23 protein-coding genes and 2 pseudogenes are annotated in these 24,322 nt (G+C 58.7%); 16 read left to right on the plus strand and 9 right to left on the minus strand.

The window, feature by feature from the left end; translation table 11 throughout:
* Positions 1–218 precede the first annotated feature (218 nt).
* Together NLM25_RS44050 and NLM25_RS11510 are read right to left on the minus strand one after the other, a co-directional pair.
* Positions 219–383 (minus strand): annotated as a pseudogene (locus NLM25_RS44050) (JAB domain-containing protein); the annotation flags it as partial.
* 84 nt (positions 384–467) lie between these two features.
* Complete coding sequence (locus NLM25_RS11510) at positions 468–2,120, minus strand: hypothetical protein (protein WP_254137027.1); 1,653 nt, start codon at positions 2,118–2,120, stop codon at positions 468–470.
* A gap of 236 nt (positions 2,121–2,356) precedes the next feature.
* Between NLM25_RS11510 and NLM25_RS11515 the strand changes: the two genes are divergently transcribed.
* From NLM25_RS11515 to NLM25_RS11540, 6 genes are all read left to right on the plus strand, one after another.
* The gene (locus NLM25_RS11515; RefSeq protein ID WP_254137028.1) at positions 2,357–4,360 is read left to right on the plus strand and encodes a multicopper oxidase family protein; all 2,004 of its coding nucleotides are present in this window, start codon (positions 2,357–2,359) and stop codon (positions 4,358–4,360) included.
* Positions 4,361–4,512: 152 nt separating this feature from the next.
* Positions 4,513–5,874 carry a tyrosinase family protein gene (locus NLM25_RS11520; protein WP_254137029.1) on the plus strand — a complete coding sequence of 454 codons (1,362 nt, stop codon included), beginning with the start codon at positions 4,513–4,515 and terminating at the stop codon, positions 5,872–5,874.
* Between the two features lie 21 nt (positions 5,875–5,895).
* The gene (locus NLM25_RS11525; RefSeq protein WP_254137030.1) at positions 5,896–6,423 is read left to right on the plus strand and encodes a hypothetical protein; all 528 of its coding nucleotides are present in this window, start codon (positions 5,896–5,898) and stop codon (positions 6,421–6,423) included.
* A 101-nt stretch (positions 6,424–6,524) separates the two neighbouring features.
* Positions 6,525–6,848 (plus strand): hypothetical protein, encoded by a 324-nt coding sequence (locus tag NLM25_RS11530; protein WP_254137031.1) that lies wholly within the window; start codon positions 6,525–6,527, stop codon positions 6,846–6,848.
* A 2-nt stretch (positions 6,849–6,850) separates the two neighbouring features.
* Positions 6,851–7,567, plus strand: a complete 717-nt coding sequence (locus NLM25_RS11535) for a caspase family protein (protein ID WP_254141159.1) — start codon at positions 6,851–6,853, stop codon at positions 7,565–7,567.
* Complete coding sequence (locus NLM25_RS11540; RefSeq protein WP_254137032.1) at positions 7,560–9,905, plus strand: hypothetical protein; 2,346 nt, start codon at positions 7,560–7,562, stop codon at positions 9,903–9,905. The genes NLM25_RS11535 and NLM25_RS11540 overlap by 8 nt, the downstream gene beginning before the upstream one ends.
* Here the strand turns inward: NLM25_RS11540 and NLM25_RS11545 are convergent.
* The 5 genes from NLM25_RS11545 to NLM25_RS11565 form a co-directional block, all read right to left on the minus strand.
* A complete protein-coding gene (locus NLM25_RS11545; RefSeq protein ID WP_254137033.1) occupies positions 9,902–11,158 on the minus strand; it encodes a S8 family serine peptidase in 1,257 nt (418 codons plus the stop codon). The two genes, NLM25_RS11540 and NLM25_RS11545, sit on opposite strands and share 4 nt — an antisense overlap.
* 483 nt (positions 11,159–11,641) lie before the next feature.
* The gene (locus NLM25_RS11550) at positions 11,642–12,874 is read right to left on the minus strand and encodes a hypothetical protein (protein ID WP_254137034.1); all 1,233 of its coding nucleotides are present in this window, start codon (positions 12,872–12,874) and stop codon (positions 11,642–11,644) included.
* 14 nt (positions 12,875–12,888) lie between these two features.
* Positions 12,889–13,263, minus strand: coding sequence for a hypothetical protein (locus NLM25_RS11555; protein WP_254137035.1), 375 nt, complete (start codon positions 13,261–13,263; stop codon positions 12,889–12,891).
* A 238-nt stretch (positions 13,264–13,501) separates the two neighbouring features.
* Complete coding sequence (locus NLM25_RS11560) at positions 13,502–14,185, minus strand: DJ-1/PfpI family protein (RefSeq protein WP_254137036.1); 684 nt, start codon at positions 14,183–14,185, stop codon at positions 13,502–13,504.
* Between the two features lie 388 nt (positions 14,186–14,573).
* Positions 14,574–15,086, minus strand: coding sequence for a hypothetical protein (locus tag NLM25_RS11565; protein ID WP_254137037.1), 513 nt, complete (start codon positions 15,084–15,086; stop codon positions 14,574–14,576).
* 547 nt (positions 15,087–15,633) lie between these two features.
* Here NLM25_RS11565 and NLM25_RS11570 point away from each other — a divergent pair.
* Positions 15,634–15,954: a DUF736 domain-containing protein gene (locus NLM25_RS11570; protein WP_006018714.1), complete on the plus strand. Its 321-nt coding sequence runs from the start codon at positions 15,634–15,636 to the stop codon at positions 15,952–15,954.
* A gap of 63 nt (positions 15,955–16,017) precedes the next feature.
* Here NLM25_RS11570 and NLM25_RS11575 read toward each other — a convergent pair whose 3' ends face one another.
* Complete coding sequence (locus NLM25_RS11575; RefSeq protein ID WP_050385492.1) at positions 16,018–16,245, minus strand: helix-turn-helix domain-containing protein; 228 nt, start codon at positions 16,243–16,245, stop codon at positions 16,018–16,020.
* Positions 16,246–16,455: 210 nt separating this feature from the next.
* On the opposite strand from NLM25_RS11575, the gene NLM25_RS11580 reads away from it, so the two are divergent.
* The 5 genes from NLM25_RS11580 (at position 16,456) to NLM25_RS11600 (ending at position 18,984) form a co-directional block, all read left to right on the plus strand.
* Positions 16,456–16,728 carry a DUF2285 domain-containing protein gene (locus NLM25_RS11580; RefSeq protein WP_254141160.1) on the plus strand — a complete coding sequence of 91 codons (273 nt, stop codon included), beginning with the start codon at positions 16,456–16,458 and terminating at the stop codon, positions 16,726–16,728.
* A 165-nt stretch (positions 16,729–16,893) separates the two neighbouring features.
* A complete protein-coding gene (locus tag NLM25_RS11585; protein WP_254137038.1) occupies positions 16,894–17,088 on the plus strand; it encodes a transcriptional regulator domain-containing protein in 195 nt (64 codons plus the stop codon).
* A 136-nt stretch (positions 17,089–17,224) separates the two neighbouring features.
* Complete coding sequence (locus NLM25_RS11590; RefSeq protein WP_309143591.1) at positions 17,225–17,665, plus strand: DUF2285 domain-containing protein; 441 nt, start codon at positions 17,225–17,227, stop codon at positions 17,663–17,665.
* Between the two features lie 133 nt (positions 17,666–17,798).
* Positions 17,799–18,080, plus strand: coding sequence for an AlpA family transcriptional regulator (locus NLM25_RS11595; RefSeq protein WP_254137039.1), 282 nt, complete (start codon positions 17,799–17,801; stop codon positions 18,078–18,080).
* Between the two features lie 22 nt (positions 18,081–18,102).
* Positions 18,103–18,984, plus strand: coding sequence for a replication initiator protein A (locus tag NLM25_RS11600; protein ID WP_254137040.1), 882 nt, complete (start codon positions 18,103–18,105; stop codon positions 18,982–18,984).
* A 587-nt stretch (positions 18,985–19,571) separates the two neighbouring features.
* Here NLM25_RS11600 and NLM25_RS11605 read toward each other — a convergent pair.
* A complete protein-coding gene (locus NLM25_RS11605; RefSeq protein WP_254141162.1) occupies positions 19,572–20,621 on the minus strand; it encodes an IS110 family transposase in 1,050 nt (349 codons plus the stop codon).
* A 281-nt stretch (positions 20,622–20,902) separates the two neighbouring features.
* On the opposite strand from NLM25_RS11605, the gene NLM25_RS11610 reads away from it, so the two are divergent.
* From NLM25_RS11610 to NLM25_RS11625, 4 genes and pseudogenes are all read left to right on the plus strand, one after another.
* Positions 20,903–21,367 carry a DUF2840 domain-containing protein gene (locus NLM25_RS11610; protein WP_254137041.1) on the plus strand — a complete coding sequence of 155 codons (465 nt, stop codon included), beginning with the start codon at positions 20,903–20,905 and terminating at the stop codon, positions 21,365–21,367.
* Complete coding sequence (locus NLM25_RS11615; protein WP_254137042.1) at positions 21,364–21,876, plus strand: S26 family signal peptidase; 513 nt, start codon at positions 21,364–21,366, stop codon at positions 21,874–21,876. Before NLM25_RS11610 ends, NLM25_RS11615 begins: the two co-directional genes overlap by 4 nt.
* Positions 21,877–22,142: 266 nt before the next feature.
* Positions 22,143–22,751 carry a transglycosylase SLT domain-containing protein gene (locus tag NLM25_RS11620; protein ID WP_254137043.1) on the plus strand — a complete coding sequence of 203 codons (609 nt, stop codon included), beginning with the start codon at positions 22,143–22,145 and terminating at the stop codon, positions 22,749–22,751.
* Between the two features lie 388 nt (positions 22,752–23,139).
* Positions 23,140–24,194: pseudogene (locus NLM25_RS11625) on the plus strand (IS110 family transposase).
* Positions 24,195–24,322: the final 128 nt, after the last annotated feature.

The raw sequence follows: 24,322 nt of genomic DNA on the forward strand, positions 1-24,322 counted from the left end.
GCGCGAATTCCAAAGCGCCTGACGCGGCGCGGGCCTTAATCGAATTCCTCAGCGGACCAATCGCAATACCGGTGATTGGGGCGCAGGGCATGGAACCGTTCTGAGGCGATTCCTAAGTCATTGTCAAATAAGGGACGACATATTCAGCTCTCGGTTCAAGACCCGGAATGCTTGGTTTGAGCCAAGTCGACCGCCACGCCCGAAGTTGACTTGCCTGCCTAGATCAACTGCATTCCCTTCAAACTCACGTGCCCGTTCTTGCCGACGTAATGTGATCATGCACGGCAATGCCGAGCGGCTTTGCGATCTCGACGATCGCCATGGTCATCTGGATGTCGGCCTGCGACGGGGGGCGGGTCGCCGCTCGGGTGGTTATGCAACAATCGTCTCGCGATGTTCACCGATCTATCTCGAGGCAGGCCAACGCCTCGATAACCCTGCGTTACGTTTTGCTCTTGTCGGACCCGTTACCGCGTTGGCAATTGCAGACTGGTAAGCGTTCGCTGCGCGACTTCGGCGCCAAGGCCCCAAAGGAATAGCCCAAGGTATTCGTACATGCCCGAGGATCCGAACGTCGGGACTTTGATGTAAAGCGTATAGAGACCGGTCAGACAAAGTAGCAGCAGCAGAGCGAGCCCGAGCACCGGCCTCAGGAACCAAAATCGAAACTTCGTGCCGACGGACGAGTCTCCGGACAACACGGCGATAAATCTCGCAAACCAATCGCTCCACTTGGGCGATCCGTCGTTGGTAGGACGCTGACCAGCCGGGAGGCCTGGTGTCACCGACAAGAGAATATGATCGAATACGACGCGAATGTCAGGCGCCTGCAAAGCAGGCTGCGGTGCTGCGGCTGCGTCACGAACCTTTTTCCTGATCGCGTCAAGGTTCTCCAAAGCTTTCGCGCGATCGCCCGCCATGGCGGCGTTCCGCGCAGCAGTCAAGTCGGTAGCGATTGCAGCACTTAGGCCTGGGATCTTCAGCGCCTCGACCTCGGCCGAGTCAAGCCGAGCCAAGACATCCACTTGCTCATCCAACTGGTTTAACCTCTCGACGAGTTGCTGTTCAAGTGCTGAGCCTTTTTCGACCAGATGTTCAAGCAGATACGCCTGCTCCTTGAGGAAACTGGCGCTTACCGCGTCTCGCACGCGGTTCATATCGGAACGTATCCCATACAATCGCTGCAGCGCTTTCATTTGCGCCTTGATGGCTGGCGAATCCAGTTCTCGCGCCCATCTACCGACGATAACGCCGGCCAAAATAAGAAGCAGCGGCAGGATCGGCCCGTCTCGAACATTGACGATCAGCGGTACGGTAAGGGCCTCATCGGTTGCCGGCACGCGAAAGCGGACCGACCCGTCATAGGTATCGGCAGCTAGCGCGTTATAGTTGATTGTTATGGGGACTTCAGCGATGCCACTGCCCGGAATTGTCCCCACAGGACCGAGACTCACGTCTCGAGTAACATCATTGCTCTTGTTGTTGGTGCCGCGCAGGAGCACCAGCGTATCGACGCGCTGGGCCGGCAGGGGCGACTGATTTTCCAGTCTGATGGGCTGCATGTCCGCTGTGGCCGAGTTGGTTATGAATTCACGCGCTATCCAGCAAGTCCAAGCCCAATCACATCGTATGAGATTCCATTGTGGAGCGCTTCCGAACTGTGCCAGCATAGGGCGGATACCGACCTCGACCTCAATGCGGACATTCAGTGCATTGGTTTCATCGCTGTTGGCCCAAAGCTTTAGCATTCCTTTGTAGTGGCCAGGTCGCGGGATATTGGCAACTGTGATCCGCACATCCTGCACCGCGCCCGCGTCGATCTTAATCCCGGTTTGAATAGTGACGTCCGCGCGATTGATGAAAATCTGACCGTTGCCCTCAAGCGTTAGATGGGTCGACCGCATATTTAGGTCGATCTTCACAGCGGAGGAAGTTTTCAGCAGGAGGTTACCAAAGAGGTTGGAGATCGCCTGTCCCTTTTGGAACGTCCCCCTAACAATCAGTGGATTGTCTTCCGCGTTTGCCAGCACGACGGTCGTCTCTGCAAAGGATACGCTCGACGTCATCGCGAGGGCAAAAGCTAAAACACTGACTGCGGCCACGCGCAGCATCAGAAACATGTTCGTTCGTCCAAAGTCTGCGGCCGAATTGCTGTCCGAGCCAAATTAATGTTCAAACATCAGGCATGGTGAAATTAACGTGTCGCGATCATAAGTCGCAAAGAGGTGGGTTGCAACCGGGTGCAAACCATTGCATGATCCGTGATGGGTCGGCTAGATTGGGAAGTGTTCACGGCGAAGCCACAGGCCGCCGGGCAGGCGAGATTTCCATCCTGCATCCCGCATGAGGGGAGAGAATGCTGTTCGCCGCATTGCCATGCCGCATTGCAATACTGCACGTGAGCGTGCGACCTATGCGCCGGATGCTGTTGCTTCCCGCTGTTGCATTGTTCCTCTGCACCCCTCCCGGCGTCGAACAGCATGCCTCGGCACAGAGCAGCGAACGCATTGTCGTTGCGCCTCCTACCGCGCTGACGCAACGGCCACGCACTGGCACGGTATCCTCTCCCTTCTTTGCCGGGACAGTTACCGCTGCCGGCGGTGAGGCGCGAATCGAGTTCAAGATCGACTACAGCAATGCCACGATCTACAACCCAGAGACCAACAAGAACGATCCGGTACGGCTGCGCAGTTATCGCGACCTCCACGAGACGGCAGCGCCCGCGATCCCATTCGTTGCGCCTACCATCGAGGTCGCGCCGGGCGAAACGGTGCGCGTCACGCTCAAGAACGACCTGCCATCGTCTGACGCGAGCTGTCCGGCGTCGTTGCCTGACATCAACGTCCCGCATTGCTTCAACCGTACCAATCTACACGCCCATGGACTCTGGGTGAGCCCGACGGGAAATAGCGACAATGTCCTGTTGAGCATCGCCCCATCGGTAAGCTTTGAATACGAATACAATATATCTATCGAGCATCCCGCCGGCACGTTCTGGTATCATCCGCATTTGCACGGATCCACCGCCTTGCAAGTGTCAAGCGGAATGGCCGGATTTCTTATCGTGAGAGGATCTCGGCTGCCGAGCGTGCAGACAGGCGGCGATGTCGATACGCTTCTGAAGGGTGCCGACGGCCTGCCATTTACAGAGCGGCTTGTGCTGCTGCAGCAAATTCAATACGCATGCCGTGATGCTTCCGGCGCCGTCCAAGAGACCGCGACGGGCAAGTATGTCTGCCAGCCGGGTCAGGTCGGTGAGATTGAAGGATACGACCAGTTCGGGCCCACAACATGGCCGAAGTCTGGTCGCTTTACCACGATCGACGGCCAAGTAGCTCCGGTTTTTACGGGCGCGCAAGTTGGGCGCATTGAGCGCTGGCGAATTGCTCACGCTGGCGTGCGCGACACCGTCCAACTGCAATTCAAGAGAATGCGACCGGGTGCGCCCGACTTCGCATCGCTCGACCCGACCCAGCAACTGAACTGGATTGAGCAGAATTGCATTGGCGCTCGCCTACCCCAATTTGGGTTCGCGAGTGACGGCCTCACGCGAGCAAAGATCAGCGAACGCGACACAACTGTGTTGCAACCTGGCTATCGGGAAGATCTCTTGATGGTCTTCCCGGAGGCGGGGGATTATTGCGTCCTTGATGACATGGCGGGTCCGTCCGGCACCGTGAATGCCACAACGAAAATCCGGAAATTTCTCGCGCGCGTAAATGTCGCCATGGGTCAAGCGGTGGGCGCCGACGCCAAGGCGTTTCTTCAGGCAGAATTGATTTCGGCCGCCAACCGTACCATGCCGGAAACGATCCGACAGAAGGTGCGGGACGATCTTGCCAATGATATGGGGCTCTTCTCTTTCGTGCCGCATCCAGATGTTGCTGATTCCGAAGTCAAGGGACGCCAGACGCTTCAGCTTAAGATCGACGTCAGTTCCGGCCTCAAGTTTTTTGTCGACGGTAAGGCTTACGATGCCACGCGGATTGATCGAACCTTGCCGCTGGGAAGCGTAGAAGAATGGACCCTGACGTCAGGTATTAGCCCCCCGGTGGGACACCCATTCCACATCCATGTGAACCCATTTCAGATCGTGAAAATTCTTGACTCGGGCGGCAACGATGTCAGCAGCGCAGGCGAGAGCAACGATCCTCAATACGCCAACCTTAAGGGAGTCTGGAAGGACACGCTGTTCGTCAAGCCCGGCTATCAGGTTGTCATCCGAACGCGCTATCGCCGTTACATTGGCGATTTCGTCCTACATTGTCATATCCTGGATCATGAGGATCAAGGGATGATGCAAAACGTCCGCATCGCTGTTCCTAATGGGGCCGGGGGTGTCTTGACAAATCATCATTAGAACTGTTGTCGCGCAGTCAAGAAGTTGAGAGCTGTCGTTTCCTGAATAGAGTCGCGACCGTCGGCAGTCGTGACTGTCGCAAGATGTTTTACACCATGTTCTGATGTGCAGGTTTGGCGCCCCGGAGGGCGCGCATGTGTCGAGGAGGAAAAATGCCATTCTTTTATCGCTTGCTTTCGGCATCAATCGCGCTGCTCCTGGTCGCATCACTCGCCCATGCGGCAGATCTCCGTACCAGAAAATCCATCGATGACCTCTCGGCCGACGAACTCGAAACGTACATCCATGCGGTTAAGCAGGTCCGCGACAAGAGTATTGCGGACCCGCTTGTGCAGTTCAGCTACGCGCATATGGCCGGGCTGCACAATATACCCGCGCTCTTCAGCGGTGCGTGCATGCACCACACCTACAATTTCTGGGCTTGGCATCGCGCGCACCTGATCAATTATGAGGATGCGCTACGGGCAAGTGATCCGCCGCGAACCGCAAACGTGATGGTCCCCTATTGGGATTGGACCAAGAAGCCGAGCGGCAAGCGATTTCCTGTCGTCTTTGAGAATGATACAGCCGCAGTGACAGCCCACTATGGGCGCCCCATCGATCCGGCACTGCTGACGATTCTATCCAGTCCTCAGCGCAACTCAGCGCCGAGTCAGTCATGGTTCCCGTGGCCGGTCGTATCCACGGCGGCTCGAACAGGGACGGCCTCCTTTTTGGGTACGGCATCGGATGGCGGCGATTTTGAGAAAGACATCCACGATGCGATGCATGGCTTCGTAGGCGGTGCGCTTTGCTGCCCATCTTCGGCAGCGGACGATGTGATCTTCTGGTCGTTTCATACGTTTTTCGATGTGGTCTGGTGGTGGCGCCAGCAATCGATCACCGACGTGCCGCCATGCGAGGATTGCGTTCTGAACGGCATGGCGCCGCAGACAGCGCTGCGTCCAGATGGGCCGACAATGGCCAAGAACGTGACCAACGCCGCAGCGCAACTCGGTTATACATACCAGTTCACGCCTGATGCGGCTCCGGTCGTGCTGGCATCGACCTATAGCGATCGACTACCGGTCCTGGCCGAACTTTCGTTGCAAAAGCCGGCCTTGGTGCGCGAATTTTCGGTGAATGCCCCGGCGAGCACTTCCGGCAAGATCGCAGTCGCGCTTCAGCAGGTGGCCGCCCCGGCCGATATAGCATATATGGCGTTCGTGTACGTTTATCCCCGAGGAGCGGCATTCACCCCCGCGGACGCGCAATTTCGGAACCGCTATCTTGTTGGTCACGTCGCGCGCTGGCCCAGCCAGCATGCGCAGGCCGGTCATGCGGACTCCAGTGACTATTTGATTTCGGTCGACCTCGCTTCGTATCCCGCGGTGCAGGCCGCAGCCAACGGCCCGCTCACTGTCTCGGTTGCGATCCATCCGCAGGCGCAAAAAGCGGGGCCCGCTCCGTTGGCGCCACAGGCGGATGCCGATTTAGAGCGCAACACAAAGATTGGGTCCGTGTCGTTCAAATAGCAGCAATCTGAGTATATTCTTATGTCAGTCACCCCCTACTTCGAATTGCACATCAAGCCCATGTTTCGCGCCATCGATCGCGACCACATGCTGTGGAAGCTTGACCTCTGGGACTACGACAAGGTCGTGGCTTTGGCGCCGCGGATTGCTGAAATGCTGAGGAAGCCTCCTCCGAATTCCATGCCCACCAAGGCTTCGGGCGGTCCATGGCCTGAGGGATGGATTCAGGTTTTCGAGGCGTGGGCCGCGCAAGGCTTTCAGCGGCTGCAGCGAACTGATGGTCAGTACTCCGCGCGGCGGCTCGGCAATGGGCAGGTCATGGTGAACGTCTCAGTCCAATTGCAGAACGGCGGCGCGGATGCCTGGCTGGAGCGTGAACAGTCATTGTCGCCGGCGGACGTAGAATATTCGCTGTGCCTAAGAGCCGCCCCGCAAGGCGTCAACGAAGCGCCGCGGACCAATCAGTTCACCGAGATGCTGGGATCAACGGTTCAACAGGTGTTCATCACGGATACAACCGGGCGCCGCAACATCGTTATCCAGACTTGATGCCCATTCGGCAATCTCTCGAGGCGCAGACAGAATGAATTCGATACACGCGGGCGAGGTGGCTGCAGCGAGCACTCAGACTTTTGGGTGGGAGAGACTCGGTGCCCAACGATGACGACTACGCCATCGTCGTAGGCATCGCCACGTATGCCAGCTACCAGGCCATCGATGCGGCTGAGGGCGATGCGCGAGATTTTGCGAAGTGGCTGTGCGACCCCCAGGGTGGTGATCTGCCCAAAAAAAACGTCAGTCTGATTCTCTCCAGCGATCTGCCGCCGCAGCTACGGATCGGCCGTCCGATAAGAGACGACGTGGAAGACGAATTCATCAAGCTTTTGAATAACCGAGTTGGCCGCATAGGACGTCGGTTCTACTTCTATTTTTCAGGACATGGCTGTGCACCGTCCTATGACGAGATTGCGTGATCATGGCGAACTCTTCGAAGGGCGTACCGAACCGCAATATTGGAGCGCGGCTATACGCGGCAACTCTTGTAGAGCGCGCCAACTTCGATGAACTGGTTTTTTTCCTGGATTGCTGTCGCGGTGTCGACGATACGGTCGACCCGCAACAGCCGCCGTTCAAGCGGCCTCAGCCTGCAGTCGACTACACGAATGTCAAATTGACGGTCGCGGTAGGCAGCCAGATTGGGCAACTCTCAAACGCGCCGGACTCCCCGACCCAACGCAGTTTTTTCACCGAATTTCTTCTTGAGGGCTTGCGAGGCGCGGCAGCGGCCGGCGATCAATCAATTTCGGTAGAGTCGCTGATGCAGTACGTCAAACCAAAGGTCACTGCGAAAGCACTCAACTATGGCAAGCGGCAGATTCCTGAACTTGCAAAGCCCGCCGAAATCATTTTTCGAAAGGGAATAAACAATCAGCGACTCATCACGTTGGGTATTAAGCCGGGCTGGCCGCGGCCGATTGAACTACAGCGAGGCGATGGGACGCTGATCCGGCGCAGCAACGTTGGTGACACCAAACTGCAGGCGGTGTTAGCCCCGGGGCTTTATCAAATTGTATTCCTTGGCGACTCCGACACCGGGGAACCGGACGTCCGCCAGATCATTCGAATCAACTTCGGCACGACCGGCGCTACCGCAGATCTCGATCACGAGAGGACAGTCGAATACAATGTCTAATCCGAACCCGACGTCAGGTTCTATTCCGTTGACTGTCGAAGGACCGACGGCGGGAGCCGAACTCGGCGTCTACGATTCCTCTTTCAAGCTCTTGACGCGTGGCGTCGGAGAACTGAGGGCGGATCTACCGCCGGGGCTTTACGATCTCGAAGCTAAGATCGCCGGCAGTTCCGAACGCAAGAGTGTCATGCTTGGTGGGAGCGCAGTGAAGATCGCCGCCGGCGATTGGCAACTCCAATACCGGACGTCCGCACCACTTCCGCGCTCTTCGATATTGCGCGAAGGCCATGATACGGCCGCGCAACGCTACAGCACTACCGTAACCCTCCGCGATGGTCCCGAAGGACCCTGTCGGCTTTTGGTTTTTGGGCGTGTCCTGGTGCGTGGAGAGGACAACCAGTGGGTAAAGACGGCAGACCCATTCTGGCGCGAAATTAGACTTGCCGAGGCTGCGGGTCACCAAGTTACCGATTTTTCAAGCGGAGTAATGAGCAATCTGGACGAGGGTTGGTGCGCGTTGAGCGTCGATTTGGCAGAGGGCGGATATATCCTTTCCGCGCCGGCACCCGGCGGAGGTGAATACTGCCTGCCGCTTTGGTTGCAGCCTCACTATGGGACCTTCGTCTTCTTTCCCGTTTTTCGGCAGATTGCGTTGGACGGTTGCTCAATTGTGATGGCCCCCAAATCGGAGGGATTTGTACCGGAGCGTCAAACCGAAGCGGAATACGGCGAAACGCTACTTGGCGGTTTTCGCCGCGCCAAGGTTTTGGTTAACGAACCGGCCGTTCGGCAAATGCTGGATCGCAAGTTCTACAATCCATTTGCGGCCATCATCGCGGCTTACGCCTTGCTGCAGAGAACCGATCGTCCCGTGGACATCGATCTGATGCGATCCGTGGTTTCAAATTTGCGCTCGGCCCTTGGCAGCCGTTACCCGGATGTTATTGCGCTTTCGTCGATGCTTTCTCGCATCGATCCGGCTAGTCAAACCGACGAGAGCCAGTTGTCATTTCCGCCTAACCTCCGTATCGGTTTCGACGCGGTTCGTGCCCGCTCGGCAGTGGTACCCGACGTTCTTCAATTGAACCCCGTCGTTTTGGAAGCATTGCAAAATTTGCTGCCAGGTCAATACACGGTCTGGCGCCGAGACGCCGCCGGAAGCAGCCCGTTCCTAAGCAAGGTGACAGAACAAGCCGGAAGGCTGCTGCAGAAAGTACCAGGCCTTGTGCAGAACGTTCTGAAGGCGCCGCCGGCGACGCCCGACCTCAATGCTGCGATTCAGCGCTTTGAGACGTGGATCCGCGACAAGGATACGACGCAACTGGCGTCTGACCTCGGCCTACCGCCGGCGCTGGTCGAGAGTGCCAAGGACAAGACACAGCGGTTGCTCCGCGCGGCTCAAAGTTTTCCGCAAAGCAGCGCCGGTCAAGCTTTGCAGCGGTTGCCGACAACTGCGGCTGAGGCCATTGGCTCCATTATTATGAATGCCGCCGATGCTGGGTTATCACGTCAGCCTGTCTCGAATCGCGACCGGAAAACGATCGGATCCATTGTGGATTTGTGGATTCCTGAAGACACAGAGAGAAACCTGCAAGCCTCAATGGCCGCTCGAAGCAAGCGGCGGATGGTGCTGCTCAGCGGTAGTGCATTGAAGGCGTGCGAATTGCTGGGGCGCGATACGCCCGAGGCGGACGATGCTATGCTGCTGGCTGGCATGCTGGGCGGGCTAGCGACGGGCTTTTTTCCGTTTCTGCTGGTCGGACGCAAACTTGAAATAAGAATACGATCAGGCTGGTTCGTGAAACTCAAGGCCCAGGACTATCGCGGTACAATCTCAGAGACCCCGCTGGGAGCAAAACTTGAAGGCCGTATTTCGCAACTGTTGTATGGCCGCTGGTATGGCTACGGGCCGGTCGAGGCGGAAGCGTTCGTGCCCGTCGCCGTGAGGGGCGACACCAATGCTCGCTTTCTCAATCTCCAAGACGAATATTGGGCGATGGCAATCGACGAACTAGATGCAGCTCTTGTCGGCGATCAGGAAATTGACAAAACAAGTCCGGCAGCGCTCGAGACGTGGAAAGCGGGACGATTGATCGATCTCGCGTCGGTAATCGATCATGCCGCCTGCGATTTTGTCGATATTGTTAGGGATGCTGATGATCCGCGCAATCTTTCTCGAACGCCAGCGTTGAACAGCCTCCGAGAAACCATCAGACCGCTACGCGAAAACGTGCAAGCTTCTATCGAAACGGAGCCGGGGACTACCGCGGCGCCTTTACTTGGGCCGCTCCGGCTATCCTTGGCGGCGCCCGTTAGCCCAATCGGAGCTAAACGCTAAGCGCCGGGTATTGCTTCAATCGCTGCGGCCAACGCTTGCTCACAGTCGATCATGCCGGCACCCACACATGTTTGGGGTCCGGACAGCTTTTTCGCCGTCTTACGGATGATGTCAGCCACCTGAGCTGGCTTGAGTTGGCTATTCTTGGACAGCATCAGCGCGGCGAGTCCCGCGACCTGAGGACACGCACCGCTTGTTCCCCACCATTCCATTACTTGGTAACCGTCCTTCCAGACGACCTCACCGAACGTTGGGCTGACCACGTCGGGTTTCTTGAACTGATCGGCCCACTCGCCGGGGCCTCGGCTCGAATTGGTGTGCTTGCTTGGGATCATCTGATTGGAGCCATTGCGATCGACGGTGCCGACCGAAATGACGCGGTCGTGGGAGTTCACGCTCCAGATCGTGTTGGGAGTATCCCCATCCGGTTTATGCTGGCACACATCGACGTGATTGTTGCCTGCGGCGAAGACCACGGTGATGTCTGCATCAATCGCGGCCAGTATGTTCCTTAGATAGGGATGGTCCTGCTGCATGACGCTGTTTGACGCGCATTGATACAGTCCATAGCTGTTTGAGATACCGAGCGGGCCGTTGATCGTGCCGGTCTTCTTGGCGCTGATGAGTTCGTCGTAGATGAGGAATAAGTCGGTCGCGGAGAAGTCGGTCCGTACCGCAATCAGTTTTGCTTCCGGAGCGACCCCGTCATACTTGCCTCCGTCCGCGACAGAACCAACGGCGATCGCCGCGCACATGGAGCCGTGTCCAACCTCATCGCTCCAGTGGTTGCTGTGAGCGGCGCTCGGAATATCGAGGTCTAGTCGCCGAGCCGGGCCGAATTCCTTCAAGGTCTTGGTGACGCCGGTGTCTATGATCGCTACGGTGACGCCGGCTCCCTTCGTCGTCGACCACGCTTGGGGCGCGCGGATCATTGTTGTAACTTCCGCAAGATTTCCCCCTGCGGGCGAAAGTAGCGGCCCCGGTTTCTTAAGCCAGAACTGCGACTGTGGATCCCGTGGAATGCCGGGATCAAAGATTTGAAACTGGACGTCTTCGTAGAGTTCAGAACCTTCAGCGATGAGTTGATTTGCCGTTTCCGGACTTAAGGTCGCAATCGTCGTGTCGGGGTGGGTTCGAGAAGGCCTAATTGATGCTGTTTCTGTGCCAATGCCTGTCTCAATCCCCTTGGTAACGATGCGATCTCTCGCCAACGCAGGTCGGTCCTTGGGTGCTACGATGAAATACCGCCTCATGGTGCCTCTCTGACAGTTCGTTCGAAGGTGCAAGGCAATCTTGCAACACCGAACAGGAACGTTGAACAGTTGGATTCATTGTAACGGTGCGGGCGTTGTGGGGTATAGTCGATGTGCACGGCCTAAGACGGCAGGAGCCATATGTTTCTCACTTTTGAAACCGATCAAGCTAGGGATGATTTCTTGCATATGGTCGCGCAGGATAATCCGCTGTTGTACGCTAAGCTGAGGCCGGCCAAATCTCAGCCTGTCATTGTCGCCAGAGACTTCACCGCAGAAGAGGAGGCATGGATCAGGAGCAAGGTTGGAGAGACCACAAAGGTCCATGGCGACGTTCATTTCTCACCTTTCTAGCGCTCACAATCCGTTGCGACATTGGTTGTCCGCGATAGCCCCGAACGAAAGTTTTAAAATAGCACGATCAATTCAGCTCGATCAGCATGTCCCTCGGTTGGAATGCTTATGGGATCACTTGTTGTACTTTCACCAAATGCATCGAGCAGGTGGCGCACTCGCTTCTCGTTTTCCTCTAAATGGAATGGAGTAGACGAAATCTGTTTGAAGATAGAATGGCTTTCCATCCTTCTTGAACCATTCAGGATCTGGCACGCCCCGTTCCATCAGAAGCTTGTCGGTGCCTGACTCAAATGCCTTTTCGCCGATCAGTCCCTTGCATACCACCGGATCCAAACCCAAGGCAGGTAATGTCGGAGTCATCGCACACAATGCCCTCGCCTGCGCGGCGGGTAGAGGAGTGTTCTGCGAAATCGTTGCCGTCGCGTGGCACGTGATGCAAGACGACCGCTGAAAGGCGAATTCGACAAAGTGGTCCGACAGCATCGTGGCCGTCCCATCGGTACGCGTGAACTCAGTTTGAGTGCCGCCGGGCCGATAATTTTCCCAAACGGTTCCTTTGACCATAAGGGGCATCCCGAATGTGTCGGGCGTCTCAAACGTGTTGGAAGGGTTGTCCTTGTGATGAAAAGTCGCCCAGAACCAGTTGGGAACATCTTTTGTGAGGATGTGCAATGCCACGAGGCCGTATTTCTTTCCTTGAAACTCCGCCGTGTAATAGGTCTGCTGTTTGTCGGCGGGAATTAGTCGCTCAGCAAAATCGATCCACGCGGCCTTGACTTCGATAGAGTCCGGCGGAAATTGGATCGCACTCTTCGTGCCGTCTTCAACGGCCTTCGCGTAACGTTGTTGACCATCGCGGCTGAATAAGCATTCTCGCCGTACGAACTCGTAGGTGCTGCGATTAAGTCGCGTTTCGCCGAACCCACCGGAATCGTGGAATATACCATCGGTCGGTGAAAACAGAATCCCTGGCTGACCTGCGCCGACGAGAGGTTGAAGCTGTGGCACCTTGCCGGGCTTTTCGTCTGGCAGGGAAGTATCGTTCCACTCCGGAGGTTCTCTCCCATCGCTCAGATAGACTTCCGAGTCTGCGTTGCGCCATGTTTCCCAAACAGAAGTGCTGCCGGGAGAGCCGAAGGGGCGAGTGCAGTCTGGCACGCCGCGTCCGAACTTCTTGTCCATTGCAGGATGATTGAGCATGACGAATAAATTCCAAGCATGCTTGCTTGGCCAATCCAACGCGTCCGACCTCGCAGGTATCGTTCTGCAGTAATTTTCGGGTGCCGCAATCCCGTCGGTAGCCAGCAACGTTGTATGGAGAAAGACAAACCCGGCCAGGAGTCGCATCGGCTTGATCATTGCCATTCTCCCTGTCAGCCGTTTTCAGGTGAACCTGCGGCCAGCCATGCATGGATGTCGGAAAGTATCTGCTGCCCAGTCACGACGGTGCCGTCGGCAAGCGTGATTGAATAGTTGGAATCGGAAACAAACGGCCCCGTTTTCGGCATTTGGGGCATCGCGCACCACCCCTGCTGCAGAATTTGGCAAAACGCCGACTTAGTGGGATCGATTTTATCGATGATCGGGACGGGCGCGCCGGCGCAGCGCTTGTTCGGAACGTCGCCCGCAACGAACTCTGCAAATGTCGTCTGCCAGAAGAGCCCGTGCAGACTGTTGTTCGCGTCAAGGTTTGCTTTCTGAGCGATCTTGTCGAGATACTCTTGAAGACGCAGAAAGGTTATTGCCACGCCAGTCCTCCTCGCGAACACGATCTACGAAGATCAAGCCTACCATTCAATTGTAAATTGTCTAGGATGAAGTTGCAGGTGGGAGGCGAGTCTTACACATATGGCAAATTCGTCGCGAGCGTTCGGCGTTCCACGCGGCCGAGTGCCGAATGAAGGAGCGGCCGCAACCCTCGCCGATGCGGCAACGTCCGCTAGCCGGCGCGCCGAAAGAAGTGCCTTGCCGAGCAGTCGGGGCGGCCTAGGTAAGTTCGTCCCACTTGATCGGGCACTTCGGTGTCTTGGGAATCACACCCATAACGGGCGGTTTTGGAAAATACTGCGTCGTAACTTGCACGTCCTTGGCGCGCTCGTCGTCGAACAGCAGGGAAATAAGTTTTAGCGCTTCATCGAGGCCAGCGGAGATGCCGCCACCGGTCAATCGGTTACCGGAAGCATTTTGCGAGACCACAAAGCGCGGATGGGTGATGTCCACCTTGATGCGAGGGAATTGCTGCAGACATTCGGTGAAATACCAGTGGGTGGTCGCCTCGTGGTTGTCCAGCAGTCCTGCACGCGCGAGCAACAGCGCACCCTCGCACACCGAGCAAACCCATTTTGCTTTGGCTGCGACCTGACGAAGATACTGCAGATAAGGAGAGTCGGGATTGTTCATGATGGTTTGCAGTGCAGCGGGATCACCGCCGGGGACCCACACGATATCGAGGGCCGGCATCTGCGCGAAACTCGCCTGCGCCTCAAAACGCACGCCGTTTATGGATGTTACGGCGTGGCCGTCTTCAGAGATCAGGGTCGACTGCAAATCGCTATTGTCCTGGCCTGCCCAATAGAACATTTCGAGTGGACCGGCGACATCGAGCAGATTGACGCCTTCATAAATCGGTATTCCCAGGTTCATGGCGAAGCCTCTCTGATGTTGCTGCACGCCGTGGTCCCATCAAATCATGGATCCCGAATCGATATCAATCCGTTTCGTCCGCTGCTGAGATGCCTCAAATGTATTGCATTCAGAAGCGCGACTTTGCTTGGTCGGCGTCATCATGATCGTGACGCCGACTCCAATCAAAAACGGAATCTCCTGACGCGGGTCACTTAATCCAGGCCGAGAGCCTTCTCTTCTTTTAATCTCTCACTTGAGGTAACACGTGGGTACTTTTCGGACGCGCTGGCGATATGCTGGAAGCGAAGCGCTTGAGGAGCTTCACTTCTGCGTCGAAGACGGAACGAGCGGTCCTATTCAAACCGGGGTATATCGGCGGCCCTCGCTTAAAAGAACGCATTCGAAATCCACCGAGCAAATGAATTATGCCTTTCTAGCCTATGGCAAGATCCGGTCCTTGCCGAAAAGAATAAGTGTCTGCCGTCGATCTTCCGCGGCACCGTACGGCATTGTTGCCCTCATGAAATCCGTACCCATCTCGGCGACAGCCGTCAGCCCCAGACTTCGGGCGTGAATTGAATTTGCTGAAGACGTTCGCCACGCCTGCAAAGAAGCCCCCGGAGGGAACCGGTAGCGCGGCGCCCCCAGCGGCGGCTACGGCATGCCTCACCGCTTCCGGCGTCTCGGCGATGTATTGGATCTTATCGGAAGTATAGAGCGCCGACTGTGCAGCGAGCGGATGCCCACTCACGAGACGTACTGGTCCCCGAGAAGCCGTTCCATTGAACCGGACAGGTTTGTCGCTCGGCAGAGTGAGCTCGCCAATATGGCTGTTTTCGGCCTTCACGACGGTGCTCGAATCTTCGACGACGAACTGCAGACCGGGATGGTCGATCCGGCATTTGGCATTGGCTTCGGTTGACTCCTCGGGATAAGCGTCGCGCATGCGCGTGCACTACCTTTGTCGTCGCGCAGATTTGCGCAGATCGGCGCATTGAACGGGAGATGATCGGACTTGACCGGCGAGGGTGCAGTCCTCATCGGGCTGTCTCGACCAAGCACAACCATCTCGGCCTGCTCCACTCAGCCGCGGCGGAGCGGCGTTATCTTGATCATTTCTTCGGTGACAATACCGCCCTTTGCAACCGACTGTTTCTCGTTCTGCGCCGAATCGTGTCCAGCCCTGTTCATCACAAGCGAGATACGCCACGTCTTCTCCCGAGATTGCGGTTCAGCACGCGACGCACGTGGCCTCGTTGATGGCTTGATCTGGCCGAAGACCGGCTTCGCCTCGATCGTCTGAGCCGCAACGCCGTTGATGCGACTTTCTTCCCCTGGGCTTCGCCCATTCCTCGCGAGGCAAGAAAGTCGCCACAACGACGTCCTCCGCTGCGCTACGGCCCGCGAGCGGGTGCGTCGCCGATCGTCCTCGGCCTGCAGATCGCCATCGAGGCCGCGGTGGTCGCGGGCTCGAAACACAACAGGAGAGTGACATGGCTAACATCGGTTCTTTCAAGAAGGTCGGCAACGAATTCCAGGGCGAGATCGTGACCCTGAGCCTGAAGGCCAAGGGCGTCCGCATCGTCGCCGAGACCAACCGATCCAACGACAACGCTCCCAGCCACCGCATCTATGTGGGTCGCGCGGAGATCGGCGCGGCCTGGTCGAAGCGTTCCGAAGAGGGCCGCGACTACCTCTCGCTCAAGCTCGATGACCCCTCGTTCAACGCGCCGATCTACGCGAACCTGTTCGATGACGAAGGCGGTGAAGGCTACACCTTGCTCTGGTCGCGGCCGCGCAAGACCGGCGAGTAAGAGCGCCCCACCAAGCCCCGCCCGGTCCGCCGGGCGGGCGCTTCGCGGCCGGCCTGAAGGGGCTTACGATTTGCTAAGCCGCGCAGCCTTTTTGAGCAGGTCCCCCGGTTCGACCCCCAATGCTTCAGCAATTTGTCCGAGCACGGTGACGCTTGCTGATACATCGCCGCGCTCGATGGCGCCGACGTAACGGGCGCTCAAACCCGCGCGCTCGGCCAACTCCTCCTGCGTCATTTGTAGATCGTGGCGTTTCCGACGCAGGTTCACAGCCATGATCTCTTTGAGATCCATGGCGATATGGGAACTGAGCCGGAACGATCGTTCTAGGAACGATCGTTCCTATTCGTGTCCGAACATGCTATCGAGCGTGGCGGCGCTACGCGCGCGACCGAACTCGGCCGCCGATCTACCGAACGAATATTCAGGATTCCAACGGGAAGCGGAGGTCTGGATTGCGACCAAACCATGGCGTAGCTTATAGGCGTTCTAAAAGCGGGTATGATGCAGAAGCCATCCCTAGATCCAGACGTAGCTGACAGTGCGCCGAACGAGCCGCTGCTGACGGCCTATGACGAACAGCATGTCGTCACATACATGCGCCTCCTGCAGGCGGAGGGCGAGGGGGCGGACTGGCGCGAAGTGGCTCGAGTAGTCTTGCATATGGACCCAGAGCGAGAGCCGGACCGTGCGCGGAGCGCATATCAGAGTCATCTTGCGCGCGCCAAATGGGTGACTGAGCAGGGCCGCCTATTGCGTGGCACCGCCTCCAAATAGAAGAAAAAAGCCGGCCGACGACTTGCATGCAGAACAATTTTCTTTTGCTAATCGGTGGTCATTCCGGTGCACCACGTGGTGCCAAACTAGGGGCTTCCTACAACCGCTTCGTTCATACCTATTGCGGCGCAATCGTTGTTAGCAGCGTGCAATGGGACGGAAGCAATGCCTGAATTCGACTGGCGGTCGCCGGAATCCTACAAGAGCCTACAGAACGCCGAAATCACCGACATCGCCTGGGAATGTCTTCGCCGTAACGCGGACTATCGACGCGCCTATGAAGCGATGATCGCCAACAGCCCGGACGGCGAGGTGACCGAGGAATTCAGGAGGAAGTGGGGCATCTGCTTTCGCCCATGACCCGCAGAGGTCCTTCCAAGAGCAGACAATCTTTTGGGCGCCTGAGGTTCTAGCTGCGGTCGTTCCGGTCACCATAGTCTCGACTGCCGATCGCAGCTCGGCATCTCGGCCACTGCTCGACCTTGCAGCAGGTCAGGTGCGGCGCGCCGCCGACGGCTGGCACGCCGTGCTGCGCATCGGTGCAGTGGATCACCGTGTCTGGTCCAAGGACCCGCCGATGCTTGGCGCGTCATATGCAGCCGAATTGCCGTTTGACGGCGATTTGGAAGCGCGTACCTATGCAGCCCGACGGCTGTGGCGCGCGATGAATGGACGCGCATCCGGTCCAGCCTTTCGCCAATTATCCAAACAGCGGCGCGAACGCTTGAGCGCAGCCATCCGTGCGCTCGATGCTCACAGTGCCGGCGGTAGCTATCGCATCATCGCCGAAGCGCTGTTCGGCAAAAAACGCATCCCCGATCGTGCTTGGAAGACGCACGATCTGCGCAATCGAACGGTCCGCCTAGTGCAAGGTGGCCTCGCGCTGATGAGAGGTGGCTACCGCAAGCTTCTGCGGCCCGGGAGCAGGGACGAATAGCCTCTGCGCTCAGGGGTATCGAAAATCGCCCCCTCGATATTCGGCATCCCCCTCCGAGGGGGTGCTTCTCCATGATGACCGCACACACGCCGGCGCCGCCATTTACGGCGCGCGGTCATTCTGGAGTTCTCAAATGCCCGATCCGATGGCCGGTCTACCTCCGCGCTTTCTGCGTACACCGGAAGCCGCGCGCTATCTTGGCCTTTCCGGTCGCACGCTTGAGAAGCACCGCACGTACGGCACAGGGCCGACATATCGCAAGATCGGCGGACGTGTCGTCTACGCCTTGGATGATCTGAAAGCGTGGGCCGACCGGGGCGCCAAGACGTCGACCTCCGACACCGGCAATGGGACGGTGCTGCCGGCCAAGAAGCATCCTGCGCTGCGCCCTTATGCCGGCCAGGAACGTCGCTGATCACCACGGAAGGACTGTGATCATGCGGCGCAAACTCCATTCCGAGCGCGATCAGCTTGAGCTCTTTCGGGCGCTGCCCGGTGACCTTGCGCCCCGCGACGCGCAGGATTTGATGGCCTATCCGTTCTTTTCGCTGGCGAAGACCAAGCGGGTTGTGCCGATCGATTTCCGTGCGGGTGCGATCGCAATTCGTGTCGAAGCCGTGCCGGAACATGGCGTGGCGACTATCTGGGATGCAGACGTTCTGATCTGGGCCGCCTCCCAGATTGTCGAAGCCCGTGACGCCGGCCTGAAGACGTCGCGCCTCATGGCAGCAACGCCATACGAGATTTTGACGTTTGTCGGCCGCGGCACCAGCGCGCGTGACTATGACCGGCTGAAGGCTGCTCTCGACAGACTTCAGTCAACGACCGTGCTGACGTCGATCCGTCAGCCGACAGAACGGCGTCGGCATCGCTTCTCCTGGATCAACGAGTGGAAGGAGACGGCCGATGCAAATGGTCGCCCGTTTGGCCTCGAACTGATTCTGCCGGATTGGTTCTATGCCGGCGTCATCGATGACGCGCTCGTGCTGACGATCGATCGCGCTTACTTCGATCTGACGGGCGGACTTGAGCGCTGGCTCTACCGTCTCGTGCGCAAGCATGGCGGGCGTCAGGACGGCGGCTGGAGCTTTGACCTTGTGCACCTCCATGCCAAGTCCGGCATCCTCTCGCCGCTCAAACATTTTGCTTACGACGTGCGCCAGATCGTCCAGCGCCAGACATTGCCCGGCTATCAGCTCGTGCTCACGCGCGACCCAAACGGTACCGAGCGCCTGAACTTCGCTCCTATGCCTGTCGATCCCTTAACGGCCCACGTGCGCCGTCGCGGTCTCATTCCAAATTCGGAGGACAACCTGTGAATCAGCTCGTGCTATCGGGGACCGCAACCCTCGTGCTATCGGGGACCCGATCCTCGTGCTATCGGGGACCGGAATCGAGCTTAAGAGCTTGTTTCTCCGCGCTTTCCAGCCGCTCTAACTTTACTAACATACTGACACTAACTTCTTGTTGTGAATCAGTACGTTGTGAACAAGTCGGCCGCGCGTGCAACGAGGATGCCTCATGCATCCACTCTCGCACGCGCAAAGCTTCGCTGCAATGCGATTCTTGTCGCCGCTGCACGCGCGCCAACGCGATCGCGCGCAAGTCTTCGCGATCACTGACGTCAACATCATCGCCTGATGCGCGTCACGTCCCTTTGGAGCCACGCGCTCGTCGAGGAGAACTCGCTAACATCCGTGGTTGGCACGACGGCCACCACAAGCCGGAATCTGGAGAATGGGCGGTCAGGCTAACCAGCGCCGTGCTTGATGGCTTCAATGGTCTGCATGAAGCCGCCGGCAAGAAAAGTTGCGATCTCACCCAAATCCCCGTCTCCTCGGGAGACGCTGCTCCGCCTTGGCGGAAGGAGAAGGCGCGCGTGGAAGCGGCCGGGTCGCGGAGGCCCCTACATCGCCGCAGCGACCCGGCCGCGCTTGCCGCCGGCGCCAAACCGGAACGTGGTGCCACTACTCCAGATCTTGTGCAGCAGCACGGCGAGCGCACGCGCCACGGCCGTCGCGGCGCGCTTCAGACCCTTCTTCCTGGCGAGCCGCAGGCCCCACAGCCGCAGCTTAAAGTTCTTCGGAATGCGCGTGAGAATCGCGATCGCGGCCTCATACAGCATCGCCCGCGTCAGCTCGTCACCGCATTTGGAGATGCCCCCGATCCGGTCGGTCTGTCCGGATTGGTGGCGCCGTGGCGTCAATCCAAAATGCGCGCCGACGTTGGTCGACTTCCTGAATCGGGCCGGATCGTCGACAGTTGCGGGGAATGTCAGCGCCACCAGCGCGCCGACACCGGGCACGGTCATCATCCGCCGCACTGCATTGTCGCTGCGCGCTGCCGCCAGCGCCAGGCGGTGCGGTTTTGCCAGCTGCAGCCGCATCGCCTTGCGAGCGTCCAACAATGGCGCCGCAATCGCTTCCAGCTGCTTCTTTCCGGCCACGATCTCGCGCACGCGCCCATCAAAACGGCCGACCGAGATCTCGCCGACTTTGAGGCCAAACGGGCGCAGCAGGCCGCGGATCATGTTCTCAATGTCCAGCACCTTGCCGAGCAGCGCCTTGCGCCCCACCAGCAGCGCGCGCAGCGTTTGCGCGCCTTCCGACTTGACGTGCACCGCGCGGAACCAGCCGGTCCGCATCATCTGGGAGATAGCTTTGGCGTCGTTCCGATCGGTCTTGTTCAGCATCGCGATCAGCGCCGCCTTGGCATGCCGGGTTTCGATGCAGATCACGGGGAGGCCCTTGTCGCTGAGCGCCGTGAACAGCCAGGCAGAGTACGAGAACGCTTCCAGCCCGACGCGCTTGAGCTGCACGCCCCATTCCGCCAGGAACAGCTCGATCGCGTCCGGATCGGTCGCGAGTTTTGCTTCCCGGACCACCTTGCCGTCGCCATCCACCACGCAAATATTCGTCGCCTCCAGCGACACGTCGAGCCCTGCATAGAAGTCCATCATGCGCCTCCGCCGCCGATCGCCGGAGCGCACCACGCCCTCCGCCCGCGAATCGTTTCAGAGAGACATCATCGCCAAGCCGCTGCCGGTGAGGGGTCACAAGTCAGTACCCCGGCTAACCAGAAATCCTTCGGATTTCTTCTAACGGACCAGGCCGAAAGCCGCGTCGGTGGCGCTCGGCAACGGCCGTCCGATAGGCCAGCCTGCGTTTGCAGGCGGTACACACTGTCCACCGAGCCCCAGGCTCACGGCCGCCAGCTCCAGCGTTGGGGAGCCGCCGCATGACCGATTTCACCGAAGTGGAAGTGTTGTGGCTCGAGAAGCGCATCGAGAACCGCATTCGGTTCGGTCGCGTCGTAGAGGAAAGAAAGCTCGATCGTCACCGGCGTGTCCTGTCATTTGCACCGGGCGGCATCTTTGCTTTCGTCCGTTGGACCTCCAACGACTTTGGCACAATCATTTCGCGGATCGACATCCTGCGCGCGGTCGCACCGGGACAGCGCTGTTCGACTGTACCGTATGTGGCACCCGGCGGTGAGATTCTGCTGCGCCTGTCAGGCTGGCCGAAGGTCGAGCGCGTGCTGCAGATGATCGATGCCATTGAGGCGCTCGGCATCGATCCGGTTGATGTTGCGCCTGATCATTGGCATCACGTTCATAACCGCCTGTCCGTCAACGAGAACCCGCGCCAATATACGAAAGCGCGCCACCAGGCCTGGCTTCATCGCCAAAAGGTGATGCGATGACGGGCCGCCTAGTGATGCTGGCCGCGGCGTTTGGGGTCGCTGCCGCGCTCGTCGCGACGATCGTTCTGGAGCCGCTTCCGCTTTACATCTGGAACGCATCCGCGAGCGTGCCAATCGGTCTCTACAGCCTCCGACCGGCGGACCAATTCCAAGTCACTGAGTTGGTCGCGGTGCAGCCGCCGGAGCCGCTAGCGACCTTCCTCGACCTTAACGGCTATTTGCCCATTGGCGTCCCCATGCTGAAGCGCGTGCTTGCCCTTCCAGGGCAGACCGTTTGCAGAACCGGCATCACGATTTCCGTCGATGACGTGGCGGTGGGCGAAGCGAAGGATCGCGACGGACGCGGGCGGCAATTGCCGAAATGGCAGGGCTGCCGCGTGGTCGGTGATGGCGAGCTGTTTCTGATGAACTGGCAGTCCGACAACTCCCTGGATGGCCGATATTTTGGATTCTTGCCTGCTTCGGCAGTGATCGGCCGTGCGCTGCCGGTGTGGACGTGGGAGGAGTGATCGTGCGTGGTCCACGCTCTTATCCCGCCATTCCTCTGTTCGATCGATCGCGGGACCATTCCTCCGTCCCGACCAACGCTAGCAGGGCCGACGCGCGCCGCGGCAGTCCAGGGCGGCCGCATGGCCGGCGCGAAGCGGCTTTGCCCTGGACGGGCGCGAGCACGACGGCATGCTTGGCTCGGCCGGGCTTGCGTATTTGGGCTGTCGTGTCGCTGCTGCTTGTTTTCGCTGCGTCGGACAGTGCTGCTCTAGCCGAGAGTGGATCAGTGTTAGCTCAAGCGGTTGCTCAGGCAAGCAACCCGTTTGCAGCTTTCGTCGACGAAGCCTCGAAGCGTTTTGCAATTCCGGTGAACTGGATCGGTTCGGTCATTAACGTCGAAAGCGCTAGAGACGTGCAGGCCAGATCGCCAAAGGGCGCAATGGGCCTGATGCAAATCATGCCGGCGACCTGGGCGGAACTTCGCGAGCGCTACAATCTCGGGAACGATCCCTACGACCCGCATGACAACATTCTAGCTGGCACGGCTTATCTGCGCGAACTGCTCGAGCGGTATGGGTCGCCTGGCGTGTTTGCCGCGTACAACGCGGGACCCTCCCGCTATGAAGAGCATCTCGCGGGTAGCCCTTTGCCGGATGAGACGCGAGCATACGTCGCAAAGCTTGCAAATCTGCTTGCCATCAAACTGCCGCCAATATGGACGTCCAGCGGACAGTCGTCAGCAGCTGCGACGCTATTCGTGACGCGATCCGATCTAATGAAAACGCGCGATCGGTTGCAGGCGCTCATGCCGTCGAGCGGTGTCACGGCTGCAATCTCGGTGGGCGATGTTTCGCCCATGGTCCCCCGGCCTATTGGCGTGTTCGTCCCTCGATAGGATTCGGCAGTATCTCAATGACCAAGTGTGCGGGTTCGCAAGCTTTGGTGTGCTTCACCAAGCAGGTGCCGCGTGCCGATGGCGTAGGGGCGATGCCTTCGGCCCGCGCTCTACTCGTCACTTCGCTCCTCACCGAGCCACCCTTCGGGTGTCTCGGCCCTTCGGGTAAGGATCGCTATCGCAAGCGCTCGGAAGCAGTGGGGGCTTCGCGAGCCGGCTGCCAAGTCGCGCCGGCTCTTTCGGGATCCGTCGACTGGGAGACCACGACGGCAGGACGGCTCTTCAAATCGTGCTTCGAGATACCGGTGCACGGGGATAACGCGGCCGTGGCCAAATCCGGAGCCTGGTGCAACGACTTGGAAGGTCGTTGCCACAAGGGAGAGCTCCGATGAAACTGTACGTTGGATTGGACGTCGGCCTTGAAGAAACCAGCGTTTGCATCGTCGATAGCGAGGGTCTCACGGTCCGCGAAATTAAGGTCAGCACGGAGCCAGAGGCGATCCGCTCCGCTGTAGAGAACTACGCGGATCGCCTCGATAGGGTGGGAGTCGAGGCGTCATCGCTTGGTATCTGGCTCTATCGCGAATTACAGGCAGCCGGGCTTCCGGTCATTGTCGTGGAAGCGCGCCATATGCGCGTTTCGCTGTCGACGATGCGCAACAAAACCGACCGAAATGATGCGCGCGGCATCGCGCAGATGATGCGGTTGGGCTGGTACCGCGCCGTCCATGTCAAGAACATCGACATGCAAAAAATGCGCACGTTGTTGACCAACCGAAAGCTGCTCAAGCGCAAATTGATCGACCTCGAGAACCATGTTCGGGGCGCGCTGCGGGCCTATGGATTGCTCGTCGGAGCGGTCGCCCGAGGGGCCTACGAAGCTCGGATCCGTGAGCTAATCGAGCACTGCGACCCAATTTTTGTGATGTCCATCCAGGTCATGCTGGATGTGCGCCGCGCGCTCCTCGAAGGCTACGATCGGCTGCATCGCGTGCTGCTGCAGGTGGTCCAGCATGATCCCGTTTGCCGCCGTCTGATGACGGTTCCGGGTGTCGGTCCGGTCGTCGCCTTGTCGTTCAAAGTTGGCGTTGATGACCCGCATCGATTCACCCGATCGCGCACGGTAGGTGCCCATTTTGGCCTGACGCCGAAGCGCCACCGTCGATCGATTTTGAAGGCCGTATCAGCAAACAGGGCGATATCTCCGTGCGGGAGGCGCTCTGTGAGGCGGCTGCCAGCCTGCTGCTTCGGGTCAGAAAATGGTCGGCACTGCGGGCGTGGGGCCTGCGAATTGCCAAGCGGTCGAGCATGCTGTGCGCGATTGCCGCGGTCGCGCGAAAGCTCGCGGGCATTCTCCACCGAATGTGGGTCAGCGAGACCGATTTCCACGTCGGATTTGGTGCCAAGGTCACGCAGCGGCTGCGCCTAAAGCCGGCGCAATAGCCACTGCGCAGGCGAGTCAGGAAGGCGCTGGGGTTACGCCCAGCATGTTGAGGAGGAACGAATTAGAGATCCGCGTGCGCGGTGAGCGTCCCCCTGGCGGGGCCGCGAAACGGGGAATGTCCGCTATC

The sequence above is a fragment of the Bradyrhizobium sp. CCGB01 genome (assembly GCF_024199795.1).
In the GTDB taxonomy this organism is placed as follows: Bacteria; Pseudomonadota; Alphaproteobacteria; order Rhizobiales; family Xanthobacteraceae; genus Bradyrhizobium.